Raw genomic sequence first — 18,323 nt, 5'->3', positions numbered from 1 at the left:
TCATCGGTCAGCCGGAGACGGCGGCGCCCCAGCCGCCGGCCAGGACTTCCTTGGCCTTGTTGACCTGGGCCTCGGTCGGGAAGGAGGGCTCGCCCTCGACCGGGGGCAGGTTGGCCTCCGCGTCCTTGTCGACCGAGCCGTCGGCCTTCATGGCGGGCAGCAGCACCGGGCGGGCGAAGCCGCCGAGGTAGAGGTTCTGGCCCTCGGTGCTGTAGAGGAACTCCTGCCAGAGGCGGGCGGCGGCCGGGTGCGGGGCGTCCTTGTTGATCGCCTGCGCGTAGAGCTGGAAGTATTTGCCGTCGGTCGGGATGACCGTCTTCCAGTCGAGGCCCTTCTCGGCCATCTTGGGGGCGTAGGCGGCGTTGTTGTAGTCCCAGTCGATGCTGATCTGGGTCTCGCCCTTCTCGATGGTGGCCGGAGTGGTCTCCACCGGGTTGAAGTTGCCGGTGTCCTTCAGCTTCTTGAAGAACTGCAGGCCGGGCTGGATGTCGTCGAAGGAGCCGCCGTTGGCCAGGGCCGCCGCGTACACGCCGGCGAACGCCGAGCCGGACTTGGTCGGGTTGCCGTTCAGCGCGACCTTGCCCTTGTATTCGGGTCTGAGCAGGTCGGCGAAGGTCTCCGGACACTTGGTGATCTTCTTGGCGTCGCAGCCGATCGAGACGTAGCCGCCGTAGTCGTTGAACCAGAGGCCGCTCGGCTCTTTCTGGTTGGCGGGGATCTTGTCCCACGTCTGGACCTTGTAGGGCGCGAACAGGCCCTCTGCGGCGCCGCTGATGGCGAAGGACTGGCCGACGTCGAGCACGTCGGGGGCGCGGTCCTGGCCCTTGCGGGTCTTCACCGCGTTGATCTCGTCGGCACTGGCGGCGTCGGGGGTCTCGCTCTCGATCTCGATGCCGTACTTCGCCTTGAAGGCTTCGATGATCTTTCCGTAGTTGGCCCAGTCGGGCGGCAGGGCGATGACGTGGAGCCTGCCTTCCCTCTTCGCGGCCTCGACGAGCTTGTCCAGCCCGCCGAAGTCGGCCGCTGAGGCGGCGGTCCGGGCGTCCACACCGGCCGCGGAGCCGCCGCCGGAGGCGGACGGCGCGGCGGTGGTCGGGGCCGCTCCGCATGCCGTGACGCCTGCGAGGAGAAGCGCGGCCAGGGCTGCGGAGCGGACTTGGGATGCGATCACGTTGTCTCCCAAAGGGGTGTCGCGCAATATGCAATGAAAGTAGGCGAACTTGTACAAACAAGCTAGACCTAGTAAGTCGGTAATCGGTTTCCGTCCGATGAACGCCCGAAGTACGTCGGGAGAATGCGAGAGCTGGGACTTCATGGGCGATTCATCCTTGTTTAGGGTGAAGGTGGGATGGCCGCCCGGTGCGCGCAGCGAGAGAGATCATGGCTGGGCGCCGGGCCGGGACGGAGGGGCGGGCTTGAGAGGCGAGGCGAGATCGCGGGACCGGCGGGTGCCCGGCCGAGGGACCGGGCGGGGGCGGACATGACGGCGCGCTACGCGGGGATCGCGGCGGAGCTGCGGGACGCGATCATGCGCGGCGAGTACGCCGTCGGCGCGCAGCTGCCCTCGGAGGCGGAGCTCGCCACCCGCTTCGCGGCCTCGCGCGGCACGGTCCGCCAGGCGGTGGCGGTGCTCGCCACCGAGGGACTGGTGGGCTCCCGGCAGGGGGCCCGGCGCATCGTGCTCGGCCGCGAGCGCAGCCAGAGCTTCGCCGAGCTGCACAGTTTCGCCCAGTGGGCGAGGGCGATGGGCTACCGGGTCAGCGGGCGGGTGCTGGAGCAGCGCCGCCGGGGCGCGGGCGTCACCGAGGCGGCCCGGCTGGCACTCCAGCCGGGCGAGCCGGTGCTGTCGGTGCTGCGGCTGCGCTCGCTCGAAGGCGAGCCGGTGCTGCTGGAGCGGACCGTCTACGCCGGGTGGATCGCTCCGGCCGTCGAGCGGATCGACCCCGAGTGCGAGTCGGTCACCCAGGCCCTCTACGAGGGTGTCGGCCTCGTCTTCGCCTACGGCGAGCACCTCATCGACGCGGTCGCGGCGGGGGTCGAGGACTCCCGGCTGCTGGCCGTACGGCGGGGCAGCCCGCTGCTGCGCCAGCGGCGGGTCACCACCACCCACGAGGGCCGCCCGGTCGAGTGGTCCGACGACCGCTACCGGGCGGGCAGCGTGACGTTCAGCATCCGCAACTCGGTGGACGCCAACCCCCTGGTGCGGCAGGTGGGGGACTTGCGCTCGGCACCGTGAGAACGTATGTTCGATAGCGTCGGCGTCCGGGCGGTCACTGCCGGGCGTGATGGGCCTGCGGTGCGGAGCCCTGCTCCGCGAGGATCCGCGGGACGGCCCGCGCCATGACCCGGCCCGTCCGCGCCGGTGGGCGCGGACGGGCGCCCGCGGTCTGGATCCGGGTGATCTGCCGGACGGTCGCCGCGCACAGCAGGGCGCAGAGCGCGACGACGGCCAGCTCGGCCGGGCCGAGGCCGGTCAGGTCGGTGTCGCCCACCGCGGTGAGCCGTGCCGACACCAGGGCGAGCACGGCCAGCCAGCTCAGCCACCAGGCGGCGAGCAGCGCCACCCAGCGGCCGTGACGGTCCGCCGGCGGCCGGGAGCCCCACCAGAGGCGGTAGACCAGCACCGGCGGGGCGACCAGGTTGACCCCCGGCACCGACCAGGCGGCCAGGACCGGCGCGGCCTGCGCCCCGGGGGAGGCGTTCCGGCGGGCCTGGACCAGCCAGGTCAGGTAGGCGGCGGCGGCCGCGACCGTGGTCGCGGTGACGAGCATGATCAGGATGGCGAAGACGGAGACCGCGCCGACGACGGCCTGCGCCCCGGGCGCGTGGGGGTCGCCGCCGAGTGCCGAGATCTCCCGGACCAGCCGCCGGCCCCGGGCCTGCTCGAACACCACCAGCGCGGCGGTGGCGGCCACCTGGGCGGTGAGGGTCACGTAAACAGCTGAAGCGGACTTGGTGTGTGGAGATGAGCTGGGGCGCATGTATGTCTCCCCCCGGCATGCGCTGAAGGACCTGCCCCTTTTCTATCCCGCGGGCCCCTCCGCTAATCAGCCTCCGGCGTCCTGCCGGTCAGCTCACCACGCCCGACTCCCACGCCCAGGCGGCGATCTCCACCCGGTTCCTGGCGCCGAGCTTCGCCTGGATGCTTCCCAGGTGCGTCTTGACCGTCGACAGCGAGACGAACAGCTCCGCGGCGACCTCCTGGTTGGTCCGCCCCCTGGCCACCAGACGGACGACGTCCAGCTCGCGCTCGGTGAGCGGCTCGGCGAGCGGGCGGGCGGCCCCGGCCCGGGGGTGGGCCAGGTGTTCGAGCAGGCGTACGGTCACCGACGGCGACACCAGGGCGTCCCCGGCCGCCGCGGCCCGGACCGCCTCGATCAGCAGCGTCGGCCCGCTGTCCTTGAGCAGGAACCCGGTCGCGCCCGCGCGGAGTGCTCCGTAGACGTATTCGTCCAGGTCGAAGGTGGTGACGATGACGACCCGCATCGGATCGGGCACCCCGGGCCCGGCCAGGATCCGGGTGGCCTCAAGACCGTCCAGCTTGGGCATCCGGATGTCGAGCAGGCACACGTCGGGCCGGAGCCTCCTCGCGTGCTCGACCGCCTCGGCGCCGTTCCCGGCGGTCGCCACGACCTCCATGTCCTCCTGGGCGTCCAGAATCATCTGGAAACCGGTCCGCACCAGCACCTGGTCGTCAGCGATGAGCACCCGAATTGTCACCTGATGGATTCTGCCAGCTCGGAATCCGGCATCGGACTTTCGGACGAGGCCCCCGCCGGTGAATCGGACGGTCGGCCGATCCCCCGGCAGGCTCCCGCGCGGGAGGGTCATCGGCATGAGTGTTGTTCTTGAAGGGACCGGCCTGGTCAAGCGGTTCGGCCCGGCTGTGGCGCTGGGCGGCGTCGGGTTGGCGGTCCACACCGGCGAGGCAGTGGCGATCATGGGACCGAGCGGGTCGGGCAAGTCGACCCTGTTGCACTGCCTCGCCGGGATCATGAAGCCGGACGCGGGTGAGGTCCACCTGCTCGGCCTGCGGATCGACGCGATGGGGGAGCGGCAGCGCAGCGCCCTGCGCCGCACCCGGTTCGGGTTCGTGTTCCAGTTCGGCCAGCTCCTGCCGGAGCTCCCGGCCGAGGAGAACGTCGCGCTGCCTCTCATGCTCGGCGGCGTCTCCCGGGCCGACGCCGTACGGCAGGCCCGCGAGTGGTTCGGCCCGCTCGGGCTCGGCGGCATGGAGGGCCGCCGCCCCGGCGAGCTCTCCGGCGGTCAGGCGCAGCGGGTGGCGATCGCCCGCGCGCTGGTCACCCGGCCCGCGGTGATCTTCGCCGACGAGCCGACCGGCGCGCTCGACCAGAGCACCGGCCACGACACGATGCGCCTGCTGGTGGAGGCCACCAAACACAACGGAGCCTCGCTGGTGGTCGTCACCCACGACCACCAGGTGGCCCGGTGGTGCGACCGCGTGGTCGAGGTCCGCGACGGCCAGATCATCCCCGGCCGGCACGGCGCGCGGCCGCCCGCCGGGCACGGCGCCCATCCCTCCGCCGGGCACGGCGCCCATCCCTCCGCCGGTCACGGCGCCCATCCCTCCGCCGGTCACGGCGCCCACCCCTCCTCCGGGCACGACCCGCGGCACCCGGTCCCCGGCCAGGGCGTCACGCGGGAGCCGGCGACCCAGATCCTTCCCGGGGTGAGCGGATGACCGGGCTGATGGCTCTGACCTGGCGGCTGCTGCGCGGCGGCGGACGCCGTGGCCTGCTGGGCGCGGGGCTGACCGTGGCGGCGGTGGCGGTCTCCACCGCGCTGCTGCTCTTCGCGGTGTCGGTCAACATCGCCTTCCAGGGCCGGGCCGACCGGGAGGCGTGGCGCAACCCGGTCGCGGCGACCGGGAAGGCCACGGCGATCGAGACCGTGCGCAGAGACTACGTGCGTGACCGGCAGATCACCGTCGTGGACCTGGCGGCGCTGGAGCCGGGGGCGGCCCCGCCGCCCGGCCTGGCGCGCTTCCCCGCGCCGGGAGAGGTCTGGTTCTCCCCTGCGCTGGCCGAGCTCGCCCGGGAGCTCCCGGCCGACCAGCTCGCCGGCCGCTTCCCCCGGAAGACCGCCGGAACGGTCGGCGACGAGGCGCTGGTCCACCCCGGCGAGCTCGTCGCGGTCCGCGGGCAGAGATCCGACGCCCCGGTGATGACGGCGGAGCCGGCGGACGGTCCGCGTGCCGGTGCCGGGCCCATGAAGATCTCCGGCTTCACCGGGGAGGCGACGGGCGACGCCGAGGCGTACAAGGCGCTGGGACTGATCGCCAGCGTGCTCATGGTCGTGCCGCTGCTGGTGTTCGGCGGCGCGGCGGCCAGGCTCACCGTGGCCCGCCGGGACCAGCGCCTGGCCGCGCTCCGGCTGGTGGGCGCGACCCCCGGCCAGGTGGTCACGATGACCGTCGCGGAGGCGGTGATCACCGCGTTCGGCGGCGCGGTGATCGGCGCGGCGCTGTACGGCCTGGGCATCCCGCTGTTCACCGGGATCGAGATCGCGGGCGGCCCCTGGTTCCTGTCCGACATGTGGCCCGGCGTGCTCGCCGTGCTCGCGGTGCTGCTGGCCGTACCGCTGCTCGTGGGCCTGTCGGCGGTCGTCGGCCTGCGCCGGATCGTGGTCAGCCCGCTCGGCGTCGCCAAGCGGGAGACGCCTCCGGCGATGCGCTTCGTCCGGGTCGTCGCGCTGCTGGCGAGCCTCGCGATGGTGCCCGTGTTGAGGGGGGACAGCGCCATCGTGATAGCCGTCGTCGTCATCGGCCTCCCCTTCCTGGCCATCAACCTGGCCGGCCCATGGGTGGTCGGCATGCTGGGCCGGATCGTCTCGCGCTCCGCCCGGCGCCCCGCCCGGCTGCTGGCCGGACGCCGCCTGGTGGACGACCCCAAGGCCGCCTGGCGGACCGTGAGCGGCGTCGCCATGACCGGGTTCGTCGCCGGGTTCATCGGCCTGCTCAGCCCGGGAAGCGGCCTGCTCGGCGACGCGGACGCCGTCGACCTGCGGCTGTCGGTCCCCTCCTCCCAGGTGGCCGAGGTCACCGCCGGGGCCCGCGAGCGGCTGTCGGCGGCGGGCGTCCCCGCCACGATCGAAGCCGGCGGCACCGGCGCGACCAGAGTGCTCACCGCCTCACTCGGCAAGCGCGACGCCGGGTCGGTGGACCGGGCGCGCACCGCCCTCGACGGCCTGGTCCCGGGGCGCGGCGCCACCTCGGCCGCCGACGAGGACCGCTCCAGCGCCCAGATCCTGGAGGACATCGGCACCGGCACGGTGACCGTGCTCGCGGTCTCCTTCCTGGTCGCGATCGCCAGCGCCGGGATCACCGCGGCCTCCTCCATCCTGGACCGCAGGCAGACCTACGCCCTGCTCCGCCTGGCGGGCACCCCGCTGGAGGTGCTGAACGGGGCGCGCCGCGCCGAGACGCTCATCCCGCTGACGGTCATGGGCGGCGGCTCCATCCTGGTCGGCATGTTCTGCGCCGCCCCGTTCGCCATCTCCGCGATGAACGTCGCCGGCGTGGTCACCCTGCTCGTCTGCGTGGCGCTCGGTTTCGCCGGGGTGATCGGGGCCGGAGCGGCCAGCGCACCGCTCCTGCGCTCGGTCACCGCCAACCCCGCGCCCCGCCCGGACTAGCCATTCCTATTTAATCGGTAGGGAAACTTGCAAATGCGGAGCCGGGTCGTTACCGTCGGGAGGACGGGGACCCCGGCTGCCGAAGGAGTCGCGGGGCCGGACCCGCGCGGCGGGCGCAGACCTTCCGGCCGGGTGTCCCCGCAGGCGGAGCCGGCCCCGGGCGGAGCCGGTCCGTGAGCGGGGTCAGCCCAGGACGAGGTCGCGGACCGTCCTCAGCGAGGTCTCGTCGCGGGGCCCCATGACCAGCAGGCTGGTGACCGGGCTCTTGCGCCACAGTTCGAGGCGCTCGCGGATCCGTTCCACCGGGCCGACCAGGGAGATGCCGTCGGCCAGGTCGTCCGGGATCGCGTTGAACGCCTCGTCCCTGCGCCCGGCCAGATAGAGCGCCTGGATCTCCTCGGCGGCCTCGGCGTAGCCCATCCTGCCGATGATGTCGGCGTGGAAGTTGCGGCTCTTGGCGCCCATGCCGCCGATGTAGAGGGTCAGCATCATCTTCACGCCGTCCAGACCCGCCCGGACGTCGTCGGTGATCAGCGTCATGACCATGGCGGCGATGTCGAAGTCCGGCCCCGTCCCGGCCAGTGAGGGGCCGTACATCTGCTCGATCTTCTCCGGGAAGACGAACAGCGGCAGCCAGCCGTCGGCGATCTCTCCGGCGAGCGCCACGTTCCGGGGACCTTCGGCGCCCAGATAGAGCGGGATCTCCGCGCGCAGCGGATGGGTGATCAGCTTCAGCGGCTTGCCGATGCCCGCCCCGCCCGGGTAGGGGAGCGGGTAGTGCTCGCCGTCGCCGGTCACCGGCTCCTCGCGGCGCCAGATCTTGCGCATGATCTCCACATACTCGCGGGTGCGGGCCAGCGGCTTGGGGAACGGCCTGCCGTACCAGCCCTCGACCACCTGCGGGCCGGAGGCGCCGATGCCCAGAAGCAGCCGCCCGCCGGTCAGATGGTCCAGCGTCATCGCGGTCATCGCGGTCGCGGCCGGGGTCCTGGCCGAGATCTGCGCCACGGAGGTGCCCAGCTTGATGCGGGATGTCCGCGCGCCGTACCAGGCCAGAGGGGTGAAGGCGTCGCTACCGTAGGCCTCGGCGGTCCATACCGACCCGTAGCCCAGCCGTTCCGCGGTCTGAACGATCTCGGTGGCGTCGTCGGCGTTCCGCTGCCAGTAACCGAGGTTCAGGCCAAGTTTCAGATCGGTGCTCATGAGGGCCTCCGTCCGGATATGCGCACCGCAATTAGAACACGTTCTAGCTTGGCCGGTCGAGAGTAAGGTGTCGATATTCACCCGTCCGGGAAACGTGAACATGTGCTTGATGCTGTCCGCAAGGCTCTGTGCCTGATCTTGCTGTCCCTCCTCTGCGCCTCGGGAGTCACTCCCGCCACGGCGCAGGCCGCCGGCCGGCCGAACATCGTGTTGATCCTCGTCGACGACCTGGACGACGGGAGTCTGCAGAAATTTCCGAATATCTGGAATCAACTCGTCGGGGCCGGCACCAGTTTCGATCGATTCTTCGTGACGAACTCCTGGTGCTGTCCGTCGCGTTCGTCGATTCTGCGTTCCCAGTACGTCCACAGCCACGGCGTTCTGACCAACACGGCGCCCGAAGGCGGTTTCACGAAGTTCCATGATTCCGATTTGGAGCGCTCCACACTCGGCACATGGATGAAATCGGCCGGCTATCGCACCGGACTGATGGGCAAATACCTCAACCACTATCCCGACGGCGCCACCGAACCCACGTACGTGCCGCCGGGCTGGGACGAGTGGGCCGTGCCGGTGCGCAAGCTCTACGAGGAGTACGGCTACACGCTCAACGAGAACGGCGTGCTGACGGCCCACGGCTCCGCGCCGGAGGACTACCTGACCGACGTGCTCAGCCAGAAGGCCGGGGCGTTCGTCTCCCAGAGCCCCGATCCGTTCTTCCTGTACCTCGCCCCGATCGCCCCGCACAACCCGGCCAACCACGCGCCCCGGTACGCCAACGCCTTCGCCGACGCCGTCGCCCCCCGGACCCCGTCCTTCGACCAGGCGGACGTGAGCGCCGAGCCCCACTGGCTGAGCTCGCGCCCCAGGTTCAGCGCCAAGGCGATCGAGAAGATCGACGAGCGCTACCGCCGCAGGCTCCGGGCCATGCTCGGTGTGGACGACATGGTCGGCGCGCTGGTCAAGACTCTGAGAGAGACCGGCAAACTAGACAATACGTACATATTTTTCGCATCTGATAACGGGTTCCACCTGGGGCAGCACCGGCTCGCCCAGGGCAAGACGACCCCGTTCGACGAGTCGATCAAGGTGCCCCTGGTGGTCCGCGGGCCGGGAGTCCGGCCCGGTGGCGTCAACGGCGAGATGTCGGCCAACGTGGACCTCGCCCCGACCTTCGCCGAGCTCGCCGGGGCCCAGCTCCCCGACTTCGCCGAGGGCCGGTCCCTGGTCCCGCTCCTGCGCGGTCGGACGCCCTCCCCGTGGCGGCAGAACGTCCTGCTCGAGTTCTACCGGCCGACCAGCGAGAAATCGGCCCGCCAGACCCCGGTCCCCGCCTACCAGGGCATGCGGACCGCCCAGAACACCTTCGTCCGCTACTCGACCGGCGAATACCAGCTCTACGACCTCGCCAGGGATCCGTACCAGCTCCACAACCTCGCCGCCAAGGTCGCGCCCGCGGTGATCGCCCAGTTCAACCAGCAGCTCGACGCCCTGGCGGCCTGCTCCGGCGCCACCTGCCGGGCGGCCGACTCCGTCCGGCCGCCCCCGTTCGTGGGGCCACCCTCACCCGTCGGCCCGACCTCGGTCCTCACTCCGAGCCTGGTCCTCACCCCGGCCTCGGTCATCGGCGCCCGGAGGCCCTGAGGTGACCGGGGTGCGGAAGATGTCCGGATAGGCGCGTCGCAGATGCGTCTCCACGGCGGCCGACGCCTCCGAGGGGTTCCCGGAGACGATGGCCTGACGGATCAGGTGATGGTCGGTCATGAGGCCGCCCGTGTCGCCGAGGCGTTCGACCGCCTCGATGGCGTAGCGGCGGACCGAGTCGCGCAGGGAGCGCATCATGGCGGCGATCAGGCGATTTCCCGAGGCCTCCGCGATGGCGACGTGGAAGGCGGTGTCGTGCTCGACGAAATCCTCGGCCGTGGTGGCCTGATCCATCCGCTCCAGCGCGTCGCTCAGGGCCGACAGGTCGGCTCCGTGGCCGGCGGCGCGCGCGGCGGACCACTGCTCGATCATCAGCCGGGCGTCGATGACCTCCTCAAGCGACAGGCTCGCCAGCCCGAGGTGGAGCCGGAGCAGGTCGGTCAGCGCTCCGGCGGGCCGTGCGGTGAGCACGGCCCCCGCATCGGGGCCCCGGCCGACCTGGGAGGACACCACCCCCAGTGTCTCCAGCACGCGCATCGCCTCGCGCACCGACGAGCGGCTGACCTGGAGCTGCTCGGCGAGCTGGCGCTCGCCCGGCAGGCGGTCGCCGACCGTGAGGCCGTCGCCCGCGATGCGCTCCTCGATCCGGGCGATCACGTCCTCGAACGCCCGGGTGCGCCGGACGGGCTGCCATCCGCTCAAGGGCCCTCCTCTTGTGACTCGATATGGTCAGACCATACTGTGGTCAGACCATAGAACGGAAGGAGTGCCGTGCGCGTCGCCCTGTTCATCACCTGTGTGAACGACACCCTGTTCCCCGGCACCGGGCAGGCGGTCGTGACGTTGCTGCGCCGCCTCGGATGTGACGTCGAGTTCCCCCGGGCGCAGACCTGCTGCGGCCAGATGCACGTCAACACCGGATACCCCGAGGAGGGGACGCGGCTGGCACGGCATTTCGTGGACGTCTTCGCCGGATACGACGCGGTCGTCGCGCCGTCGGGATCGTGCGCCGCGATGGTCCGCGAGCAGTACCCCCGGCTGGCCCGCGTCACGACCGCCTCCTTCGCCGGCGAGGTCGCCGAGATGGTGCCGAAGGTTTATGACCTCTCCGAGTTCCTGGTCGACGTCCTCGGCGTCACCGACGTCGGCGCCTACTTCCCGCACCGGGTGACCTACCACCCGACCTGCCACTCCCTGCGCGGACTCCACCTGGGCGACCGCCCCACCCGCCTGCTGGAGCAGGTCAGGGGGCTGGAGCTGGTCCCCCTGCCCGGAGCCGAGGAGTGCTGCGGCTTCGGCGGCACCTTCGCGGTGAAGAACCCGGCCATCTCCGCGGCCATGTGCGGCGACAAGGTGCGCAACGTCACGAGCACCGGTGCCGAGGTGCTCTGCGCCGCGGACAACTCCTGCCTGATGCACATCGGAGGCACGCTCAACCGCCAGCGCGCCGGTGTCCGGATCATGCATCTCGCCGAGATCCTCGCCACCACGGAGGCCACCCGATGACCGGCACCACACGACCGCCGGTTCTTCCCGGCGACCGGACTTCTCGCCCCCACGCGACTCGCCCTCACGTGACTGGCTCCCACGCGACTGGCTCCCACGCGACTCGCCCGCACACGACTGGCTCCCACGCGACTCGCCCGCACACGACACCGGCACTCGGGGGAGGGGCCACGCGATGAGCGGAGGCAACACGTTCCTCGGCATGCCCGCGTTCCCCCGGAACGCCGCGGCGGCCGTACAGGACTCGCAGCTCAGGTTCAACCTGCGCAAGGCCACGCACACGATCCGCGGCAAGCGGGCCTCGGTGGTGGCCGAGCTGCCCGACTGGACGGAGCTCCGAGCCGCGGGCAAGGAGATCAAGGACCACACCCTGCGCAACCTGGAGCGCTACCTGCTCCAGATGGAGGAGGCGGTCACGGCGGCCGGCGGCCACGTCCACTGGGCGGCCGACGCCGAGGAGGCCAACCGGATCGTCGCCGACCTCGTCAAGGCCACCGGCGAGACCAGCGTGGTCAAGGTCAAGTCGATGGCCACCCAGGAGATCGGCCTCAACGAGGCACTCCAGGCCGAGGGCATCACCGCCTACGAGACCGACCTGGCCGAGCTGATCGTGCAGCTCGGCGACGACTGGCCCTCGCACATCCTGGTCCCGGCGATCCACCGCAACCGCTCGGAGATCCGCGAGATCTTCCACGACAAGATGGCCGACTGGGGCCGCGCGGCGCCCGAGGGGCTGACCGACGAGCCCCGCGACCTCGCCGATGCCGCCCGGCTCCACCTGCGGGAACGCTTCCTGTCCACCAAGGTCGCCGTCTCCGGGGCCAACTTCATGATCGCTGAGACCGGCACGCTGGTGGTGCTGGAGTCCGAGGGCAACGGCCGGATGTGCCTGACCCTGCCGGAGACGCTGATCAGCGTGGTCGGCATCGAGAAGCTGCTGCCGAGCTGGCGGGACCTGGAGGTCTTCCTCCAACTGCTGCCCAGGAGCTCCACCGGCGAGCGGATGAACCCTTACACCTCCACCTGGACCGGCGCGGTCGAGGGGCAGGAGTTCCACCTGGTCCTGCTCGACAACGGCCGCACCCAGGTCCTCGCCGACGAGGTCGGGCGCCAGGCGCTGCGCTGCATCCGCTGCTCGGCCTGCCTGAACGTCTGCCCGGTCTACGAGCGGGCGGGCGGTCACGCCTACGGTTCGGTCTACCCCGGCCCGATCGGCGCCATCCTCACCCCGCAGCTCCGCGGTATGGGATCCGCGCTGGACGCCTCCCTGCCCTACGCCTCCACGCTCTGCGGCGCCTGCTTCGAAGCCTGCCCGGTGGCGATCGACATCCCAGAGGTCCTGGTCCACCTGCGCGGAAAGGCCCGCCATCCGCGGACCGAACGTCTGGGCATGCGCGCCGCCGGATGGGTGTTCAACCGCCCGGCGCGGCTGGCCCGCGCCCAGCGCCTCGGCGGACGCTTGCGCAGGTTCGTCCCCGAACGCCTGCCCGGCCCGCTGTCCGCCTGGACCGACACCCGCGACATCCCCGACATCCCCGCCGAGTCCTTCCGTGACTGGTGGAACCGTACCGACGGAGGCGCCCGATGAGCGGCACAGCGGCCGAGCGAGCCCCCCGGGCGGGTGTGTCCGCGAGCGGCAGGGAGCGGATCCTGTCGAGGATCCGCGCGGCCGTGGCCGGGGCGCCGGACGTCGAGATCACCCGCGCCTACCGCACGTCGTCGGACCCGGCCGGGGCGGTGGAGCTGTTCGCCGAGCGCGTGGCCGACTACCGGGCCGTCGTCCACGTGGTGGAGGCGGGGGAGGTGGCCGGGGCGATCGCGGCGACGCTGGACCGCCGGGCGCCTGCCCGCCTGGTCGTTCCCGACGGGCTGCCGGAGGAGTGGGCGCGGGCCGTGAGATCGGCCGTCGAGGCGAGAGCCGCGGACGCCGGAGCGGAGCCCGGTCCTGGAGCGGCCGCGATCGTGCGGGACGAGCCCGTGCTGAGCGCGGCGGAGCTGGATGCCGCCGACGGGGTGATCACGGGGTGCGCGCTGGGGATCGCCGAGACCGGCACCATCGTGCTGGACGCCGGCCCCGGGCAGGGACGGCGGGCGCTGACCCTGGTGCCGGACTACCACCTGTGCGTGGTGCGGGCCGATCAGATCGTCGCGGGCGTGCCCGAGGCCGTCGGAAGGCTCGACCCGGCACGGCCCCTGACCTGGATCAGCGGCCCCTCGGCAACCAGTGACATCGAGTTGAACCGGGTCGAAGGCGTTCACGGACCCCGCACGCTGGAGGTCGTGATCGTCCGCTGATCTCCGGCTCCGCCCGTCTCTCCTGCCCGCCCGGCCCGCCTGCACGCATGGGGCCCGCCGTACCGGGCTCCCTCGCCGCTCCCGGACGGGCGGGCGTGCGGATGCTCCGGTGGGGCGGGTGGGGCAGGGCTTGCGGAGGCGTGCTCCTCTGGGGTGAGCTGTGAACCACCCATCCCCGTGGTAGGGAGAGCGCGTGACCGGGTTAGCGCCTGATCTGTCCGTCACGACCGAACGGCTCACGCTCCGTCCCTTCGCCCCGTCCGACGCCGGCCGGATCCGCGCGGTGATCGCGGCGCGGCACGCCTTCCTCCCGCCGGGCGCGCCCGGTCATCCGTCCGGGATCTCGCAGTGGCTCACCCACGGCGTGCACGAGCTGCACCGCTCCGGCCAGGGCGTCCACCTGGCGATGGACGCCGACGGGCTGGTCGTGGGCGCGATCAGCGTGTTCAAGACGCTGTGGGGCGCCGGAACCGCCGAGGTCGGGTACGGCGTCCATCCGATGCACCGGGGACGTGGCTACGCTCCCGAAGCCGTGCGCGGACTGGTCCGCCGGCTGTTCGAGAGCACCACGCTCCGCCGGATCGAGCTCCGCGCCAACCTCGACAACACCGCCTCCCTGCGGGTGGCGGAGAAGGCCGGGTTCGTCCGGGAGGGTGTGCTGCGCGCCGCGGAGCTGGAGGACGACGGCCCGCACGACATCGTGGTGTTCGGCCTGCTCAGAACCGACCTGTCCTGACCCGCGCCGACTTCATGCCGACATGTCATTACCTGTTCCCTGCCGTCCCTGTTAAGAGTGGGAGCGGTGAATGTAATGGATCATGCCGCCCCGCCGCTCCCGTACCCGCCTCCCGCGTACTCCGGCCCACTTTGCTGATCCGTTACCTGTCCATGTCGTGGCGTTATCGGATATCCTCGCGAGTCGCTGTTGCGTATCCCCAGGTCAAGGTCATTGGAGTCCTGTTTCTATGAAGCCGCCGCTGCTGCTCATCGGGCAGGGCTCACACGATGACAACGGATCTGCTGAATTCGGCAGGTTCGTCCATCGGCTCCGCTGCCGTTTGGACCAGACGGCGGCGGCGGTGTCCGGCGGATACATCTCCAAGGCGAGGCCACGGCTCAGCGACTCGATCGCCTCGCTGGTCGCCCACGGGCACCACCGCATGGTGGCGCTCCCGCTGAGCCTCACCGGGGACACGCGGGTCGGCGTCGACATCCCCGCGGCGATGGCCCGCGAGCAGGAGCGGCATCCCATGCTCACCTGTGACTACGGCCGCCCCCTGGGTTCCGACCCCCGCGTCCTGGCGCTGCTCGCCGAGCGCCTGGCCGACGCCGCGGCCGAGGTCGCCAGCCTCCGCCTGGTCCCCGCCGCCGCCGGGCCGTTCGACGACGAGCCCGAGCGCATCGAGATCGGCGAGACCGCCGTGGTCCTGGTCGGCGACGGATCCACCAGCCCCGCCTCCAACGCCGACGTGCACCGGGTCTCCCGCCTGTTCTGGGAGACCCACGCCCACGAGTACATGACCGTGGAGACCGCCTTCGTCTCCCTCACCCCGCCCGGCGTCCCCGGCGGCATCGAGCGCTGCCGCCGTCTCGGCGCCAAGCGCGTGATCGTCGTGCCCTACCTGCTGTTCGCCGGCGGCGTGCTGGACCGCGTCTGGGCCCAGGCCATGGCCTACGCCGCGGGCCACCCGGATCTCGACGTCCGCTGCGCCGACGTCATCGGCGACTGCGAGGGCCTGGCCGACGTGGTCATCGAACGCTACGAAGAGGCGCTCAGCGGCATCGCCTGGTGATCCTCCCGGCAGACCCCGTTTCCGGGAGACACTAGACGGTATGACCATCCTTGAGCAGACCGTCGCCGCGATCCGGCCCGCAGACCCGGCGGCCCTCGCCGCGGCGCGGGCCCACCAGGACAGCCTGACCAAGCCCCGGGGCGCTCTGGGCGTGCTGGAGGAGGTGGCCGTACGGCTCGCGGGGGCCGCGGCCGTCAGCCCGCCGCCGCTCCCGGCCCCGGCGGCTCTGGCGATCTTCGCGGCCGACCACGGCGTCCACGCCCAGGGCGTGACCCCGTGGCCGCAGGAGGTCACCGTGCAGATGGTCGGCAACTTCCTCGCGGGCGGCGCGGTCGCCAACGCCTTCGCGGCCCAGGTCGGCGCCTCGGTGACCGTCGTGGACGTCGGCGTGGCCGCCGACCTGCCCCCCGCCCCCGGCCTGACCGTCAGCAAGGTCGCGTACGGCACGGCCGACCTGTCCGTCGGGCCGGCGATGACCGCCGAACAGGTGGTCGCGGCGCTGGAGGCCGGGATCGCGGTGGCCCGCGAGCTGGTGGATCAGGGCGCCCGCTGCCTGGTCACCGGGGACATGGGTATCGCCAACACCACCGCCTCGGCCGCCCTGATCTGCGCGTTCACCGGCAAGGACGCGGCCGCCGTCACCGGCAGGGGCACCGGGGTCGACGACGAGACCCTGGCCCGCAAGGTCGAGGTGGTCCGGCAGGCCCTGCGGGTCAACGGCCTGCCGGGTGGGCGGGAGAGCGGGCCGGCGGCCGGCCCGGCGAGCGGGCGGGAAGGCGCGGGCGGCCTGCCGGTCGGCGCGGGCAGTTTCTCGGGTGGTCTTTCGGGTGGTCTTTCGGAAGGGACGGAGGGCACGCCGGAGGACGGTCGTGCGGTGCCGCCGCTGGAGGTCCTGGCGGCGGTCGGCGGGCTGGAGCACGCGGCGATCGCCGGATTCGTCCTGGGCGGGGCGGCTCTCGGGGTGCCGGTCATCCTGGACGGCGTCATCGCGGGGTCGGCCGCGCTGGCGGCGGCCGCGCTGGCCCCCGCCGTGGTGGACCACTGCGTGGCCGGACACCGTTCGGCCGAGCCCGGTCACGCCGCCGCGCTCGATCATCTCGGCCTGCGCCCCCTGGTCGAGCTGGAACTCCGGCTCGGGGAGGGCAGCGGCGGCCTGCTCGCGCACCCGCTCGTCTGCGCGGCTGTCAGGGTGATGCACGAGGTGGCGACGTTCGATTCCGCCGGAGTCACCGACAAGGAGGCCTGACCTGCGAAAGGCTCGGGCCCCGCTGCCGAATCATGGTCAGCGTCTTCTTTACCCTGTTAACACGGGGGCAGCAAACGGCGGGCCATTAGCCGGTAGGTTTACCTCTTAACACGCTACTCCGCAATTCATCGCGAACGGGAGATCTGTCACCATGTCGCCCTACCTGCTCGGTTTGCGCCTTTCCGGGCGGCGGGTGCTCGTCGTGGGCGGAGGGCGCGTCGCCCAGCGACGGGTCCCGGCGCTGCTTGACGCGGGTGCCCTGGTCACCATCGTCTCGACGAGTGTCACGCATGCCCTCGACGATCTCATCGCGACCGGCCGCGTGATCTGGGAGGCCAGGCCGTACCAGGTCGGTGACGTGGACGGGGCCTGGCTGGTCCAGGCCTGCACCGACGACCGCGCGGTCAACACCGCGGTGGCGGCCGAGGCCGAGGCCAAACGGATCTGGTGCGTGCGCGCGGACGACAAGGACGCCTCGGCGGCCTGGACCCCCGCCAGCGGGCGGGTGGACGAGATCAGCGTGGCGGTCACCGCCGGCGGCGACCCCCGGCGGGCGGCCGGGATCAGGGACGCCGTCGTCGGAGCGCTCCGCGACGGCACGGTCGACGCCCGGCGCAACCGCACCAAGCCGGTCGGCGTCGCCCTGGTCGGCGGCGGCCCCGGCGATCCCGGCCTGATCACCGTCCGCGGGCGGCAGCTGCTCGCCCAGGCCGACGTGGTCATCGCCGACCGCCTCGCCCCGCAGGCCCTGCTCGACGAGCTCTCCCCGGACGTCGAGCTGATCGACGCCGCGAAGATCCCCTACGGCCGCTACATGGCCCAGGAGAAGATCAACGAGCTGCTGATCGAGCACGCGAAGCAGGGCAAGTTCGTGGTGCGGCTCAAGGGAGGCGACCCGTTCGTCTTCGGCCGGGGCGGTGAGGAGATGCTCGCCTGCGCCCGCGAGGGTATCCCGGTCATCGTCGTCCCCGGGATCACCAGCCCGGTCGCGGTGCCCGCCGCGGCCAACGTGCCGGTGACACACCGCGGCGTGAGCCAGGAGTTCCACGTGATCTCCGTGCACGTCCCGCCCGGTGACGCCCGATCCACCGTCGACTGGCCGAATCTGGCGAGATCCGGCGGAACCCTGGTGCTCATGATGGCCGTCGAACGGATCGGAACGATTGCCGAAACCCTCATCCACGACGGACGTTCGCCAGAAACTCCCGTAATGGTGGTACAGGACGGTACTCTTCCCACCCAACGCGCTCTTTACGCCACGCTCTCCACCGTGGCGGAGCGCGTGACCGCGGCTGGGATTCGGCCACCTGCGATCGTGATCGTCGGCGATGTCGTGAAGGTCGGCCAGGAGGTCGAGATGGTTCGAGCGGAGCGGGTACCGTGAAATCGGCTGCCAACAAGCCCACTCATCCGAGCGAGCGCGACCACGGCCTCGCCGGCACCCCTCAGCAGCCGTCCGGCGGAGCCTCGCCGGACGACGCCGAGTCCCCCGGCGAGCAGACGGTCACCTTCAGCGCCATCCGCCCCGACGATGACGCGACGTCCATCCGTGCCTCCGCCTCCCACCCGCCGGCCACCGCCTCCCGGCCACCGGCCACCGGCGAGGAGCGGACCGCCGCCACCGCCCCGGCTCCGGACGACCCGCTCGCCGCGTTCCGCGCTGCGGCGGCCGCCGCTGAGGCCACCATCGCGTCCCTGACCGGTGATGGGTCCGCGCCTTCCCGGGCGGGTGGTGGGTCTGTTCCGTCTCCGGGTGGTGAGGCCGTCTCTCCTCGGGTGGGTGGTGGGTCTGTTCCCTCTTCGGATGGTGGGTCCGTCCCTCTTCGGGCGGGTGATGTGTCCGCTCCGGGGCGTGGTGTGTCCGCTCCGGGTGATGGTGGGTTCGCGCCTCGTGGGCGGGGTGGGGCTTCTTCGTCGCCGGGTGGTGGTGTGGCCGGTCCTTCTCGTGGGGGCGACGGTCCGGCCGTGGGCGGTGCCGGTTC

The 18,323-nt window shown here is 71.9% G+C and carries 17 protein-coding genes; 11 read left to right on the top strand and 6 right to left on the bottom strand.

Annotation, left to right across the window (positions count from 1 at the left end; all coding sequences use genetic code 11):
• Positions 1-7 precede the first annotated feature (7 nt).
• On the bottom strand, positions 8-1,171 hold the full coding sequence (locus tag BM085_RS24125; RefSeq protein WP_093889199.1) for an ABC transporter substrate-binding protein: 1,164 nt from the start codon (positions 1,169-1,171) through the stop codon (positions 8-10).
• A 309-nt stretch (positions 1,172-1,480) separates the two neighbouring features.
• Here BM085_RS24125 and BM085_RS24120 point away from each other — a divergent pair, with 309 nt between their 5' ends.
• The gene (locus BM085_RS24120; RefSeq protein ID WP_093889198.1) at positions 1,481-2,236 is read left to right on the top strand and encodes a GntR family transcriptional regulator; all 756 of its coding nucleotides are present in this window, start codon (positions 1,481-1,483) and stop codon (positions 2,234-2,236) included.
• 34 nt (positions 2,237-2,270) lie between these two features.
• On the opposite strand, the gene BM085_RS24115 is transcribed toward BM085_RS24120, so the two are convergent.
• Positions 2,271-2,933: a DUF4328 domain-containing protein gene (locus BM085_RS24115; protein ID WP_245789621.1), complete on the bottom strand. Its 663-nt coding sequence runs from the start codon at positions 2,931-2,933 to the stop codon at positions 2,271-2,273.
• Positions 2,934-3,069: 136 nt separating this feature from the next.
• Positions 3,070-3,720: a response regulator gene (locus BM085_RS24110; RefSeq protein WP_093889196.1), complete on the bottom strand. Its 651-nt coding sequence runs from the start codon at positions 3,718-3,720 to the stop codon at positions 3,070-3,072.
• A 115-nt stretch (positions 3,721-3,835) separates the two neighbouring features.
• Here BM085_RS24110 and BM085_RS24105 point away from each other — a divergent pair, with 115 nt between their 5' ends.
• Both BM085_RS24105 and BM085_RS24100 read left to right on the top strand, forming a co-directional pair.
• Complete coding sequence (locus BM085_RS24105) at positions 3,836-4,702, top strand: ABC transporter ATP-binding protein (RefSeq protein WP_093889195.1); 867 nt, start codon at positions 3,836-3,838, stop codon at positions 4,700-4,702.
• Complete coding sequence (locus BM085_RS24100) at positions 4,699-6,654, top strand: FtsX-like permease family protein (RefSeq protein ID WP_245789619.1); 1,956 nt, start codon at positions 4,699-4,701, stop codon at positions 6,652-6,654. Before BM085_RS24105 ends, BM085_RS24100 begins: the two co-directional genes overlap by 4 nt.
• Positions 6,655-6,837: 183 nt before the next feature.
• On the opposite strand, the gene BM085_RS24095 is transcribed toward BM085_RS24100, so the two are convergent.
• Positions 6,838-7,857 (bottom strand): LLM class F420-dependent oxidoreductase, encoded by a 1,020-nt coding sequence (locus tag BM085_RS24095; protein WP_093889194.1) that lies wholly within the window; start codon positions 7,855-7,857, stop codon positions 6,838-6,840.
• A gap of 102 nt (positions 7,858-7,959) precedes the next feature.
• On the opposite strand from BM085_RS24095, the gene BM085_RS24090 reads away from it, so the two are divergent.
• Complete coding sequence (locus BM085_RS24090; RefSeq protein WP_093889193.1) at positions 7,960-9,501, top strand: sulfatase family protein; 1,542 nt, start codon at positions 7,960-7,962, stop codon at positions 9,499-9,501.
• On the opposite strand, the gene BM085_RS24085 is transcribed toward BM085_RS24090, so the two are convergent.
• Positions 9,421-10,203, bottom strand: a complete 783-nt coding sequence (locus BM085_RS24085; RefSeq protein WP_093889192.1) for a FadR/GntR family transcriptional regulator — start codon at positions 10,201-10,203, stop codon at positions 9,421-9,423. The two genes, BM085_RS24090 and BM085_RS24085, sit on opposite strands and share 81 nt — an antisense overlap.
• A 69-nt stretch (positions 10,204-10,272) precedes the next feature.
• Between BM085_RS24085 and BM085_RS24080 the strand changes: the two genes are divergently transcribed.
• From BM085_RS24080 to cobA, 7 genes are all read left to right on the top strand, one after another.
• Positions 10,273-11,007 (top strand): (Fe-S)-binding protein, encoded by a 735-nt coding sequence (locus BM085_RS24080; protein ID WP_093889191.1) that lies wholly within the window; start codon positions 10,273-10,275, stop codon positions 11,005-11,007.
• A 175-nt stretch (positions 11,008-11,182) separates the two neighbouring features.
• On the top strand, positions 11,183-12,595 hold the full coding sequence (locus BM085_RS24075; protein ID WP_093889190.1) for a lactate utilization protein B: 1,413 nt from the start codon (positions 11,183-11,185) through the stop codon (positions 12,593-12,595).
• Entirely contained in the window at positions 12,592-13,302 is a 711-nt protein-coding gene (locus BM085_RS24070) for a LutC/YkgG family protein (RefSeq protein WP_093889189.1), read from the top strand. The genes BM085_RS24075 and BM085_RS24070 overlap by 4 nt, the downstream gene beginning before the upstream one ends.
• 193 nt (positions 13,303-13,495) lie before the next feature.
• Positions 13,496-14,038 carry a GNAT family N-acetyltransferase gene (locus BM085_RS24065; RefSeq protein ID WP_031166331.1) on the top strand — a complete coding sequence of 181 codons (543 nt, stop codon included), beginning with the start codon at positions 13,496-13,498 and terminating at the stop codon, positions 14,036-14,038.
• Positions 14,039-14,267: 229 nt separating this feature from the next.
• Entirely contained in the window at positions 14,268-15,095 is an 828-nt protein-coding gene (locus BM085_RS24060) for a sirohydrochlorin chelatase (protein ID WP_093889188.1), read from the top strand.
• Positions 15,096-15,135: 40 nt separating this feature from the next.
• A complete protein-coding gene (locus BM085_RS24055; protein ID WP_093889187.1) occupies positions 15,136-16,341 on the top strand; it encodes a nicotinate-nucleotide--dimethylbenzimidazole phosphoribosyltransferase in 1,206 nt (401 codons plus the stop codon).
• 151 nt (positions 16,342-16,492) lie between these two features.
• Positions 16,493-17,725, top strand: a complete 1,233-nt coding sequence (cobA, locus tag BM085_RS24050; protein ID WP_093889186.1) for a uroporphyrinogen-III C-methyltransferase — start codon at positions 16,493-16,495, stop codon at positions 17,723-17,725.
• Positions 17,726-17,786: 61 nt separating this feature from the next.
• Here cobA and BM085_RS24045 read toward each other — a convergent pair whose 3' ends face one another.
• On the bottom strand, positions 17,787-18,029 hold the full coding sequence (locus tag BM085_RS24045) for a hypothetical protein (RefSeq protein WP_093889185.1): 243 nt from the start codon (positions 18,027-18,029) through the stop codon (positions 17,787-17,789).
• Between the last annotated feature and the right edge of the window lie 294 nt (positions 18,030-18,323).

The sequence above is a fragment of the Streptosporangium canum genome (assembly GCF_900113865.1).
Classification (GTDB): Bacteria; Actinomycetota; Actinomycetes; order Streptosporangiales; family Streptosporangiaceae; genus Streptosporangium; species Streptosporangium canum.
This window is presented reverse-complemented; position numbering and strand designations above follow the sequence as displayed.

What these genes read in the sequence shown, in the direction of transcription:
- BM085_RS24100 (WP_245789619.1), top strand. Translation starts at nt 4,699, where the DNA reads ATGACCGGGCTGATGGCTCTGACCTGGCGGCTGCTGCGCGGCGGCGGA.
- cobA (WP_093889186.1), top strand. Translation starts at nt 16,493, where the DNA reads ATGTCGCCCTACCTGCTCGGTTTGCGCCTTTCCGGGCGGCGGGTGCTC.
- BM085_RS24055 (WP_093889187.1), top strand. Translation starts at nt 15,136, where the DNA reads ATGACCATCCTTGAGCAGACCGTCGCCGCGATCCGGCCCGCAGACCCG.
- BM085_RS24120 (WP_093889198.1), top strand. Translation starts at nt 1,481, where the DNA reads ATGACGGCGCGCTACGCGGGGATCGCGGCGGAGCTGCGGGACGCGATC.
- BM085_RS24095 (WP_093889194.1), bottom strand. Translation starts at nt 7,857, where the DNA reads ATGAGCACCGATCTGAAACTTGGCCTGAACCTCGGTTACTGGCAGCGG.
- BM085_RS24060 (WP_093889188.1), top strand. Translation starts at nt 14,268, where the DNA reads ATGAAGCCGCCGCTGCTGCTCATCGGGCAGGGCTCACACGATGACAAC.
- BM085_RS24045 (WP_093889185.1), bottom strand. Translation starts at nt 18,029, where the DNA reads ATGGTGGCCTCAGCGGCGGCCGCCGCAGCGCGGAACGCGGCGAGCGGG.
- BM085_RS24075 (WP_093889190.1), top strand. Translation starts at nt 11,183, where the DNA reads ATGAGCGGAGGCAACACGTTCCTCGGCATGCCCGCGTTCCCCCGGAAC.
- BM085_RS24070 (WP_093889189.1), top strand. Translation starts at nt 12,592, where the DNA reads ATGAGCGGCACAGCGGCCGAGCGAGCCCCCCGGGCGGGTGTGTCCGCG.
- BM085_RS24105 (WP_093889195.1), top strand. Translation starts at nt 3,836, where the DNA reads ATGAGTGTTGTTCTTGAAGGGACCGGCCTGGTCAAGCGGTTCGGCCCG.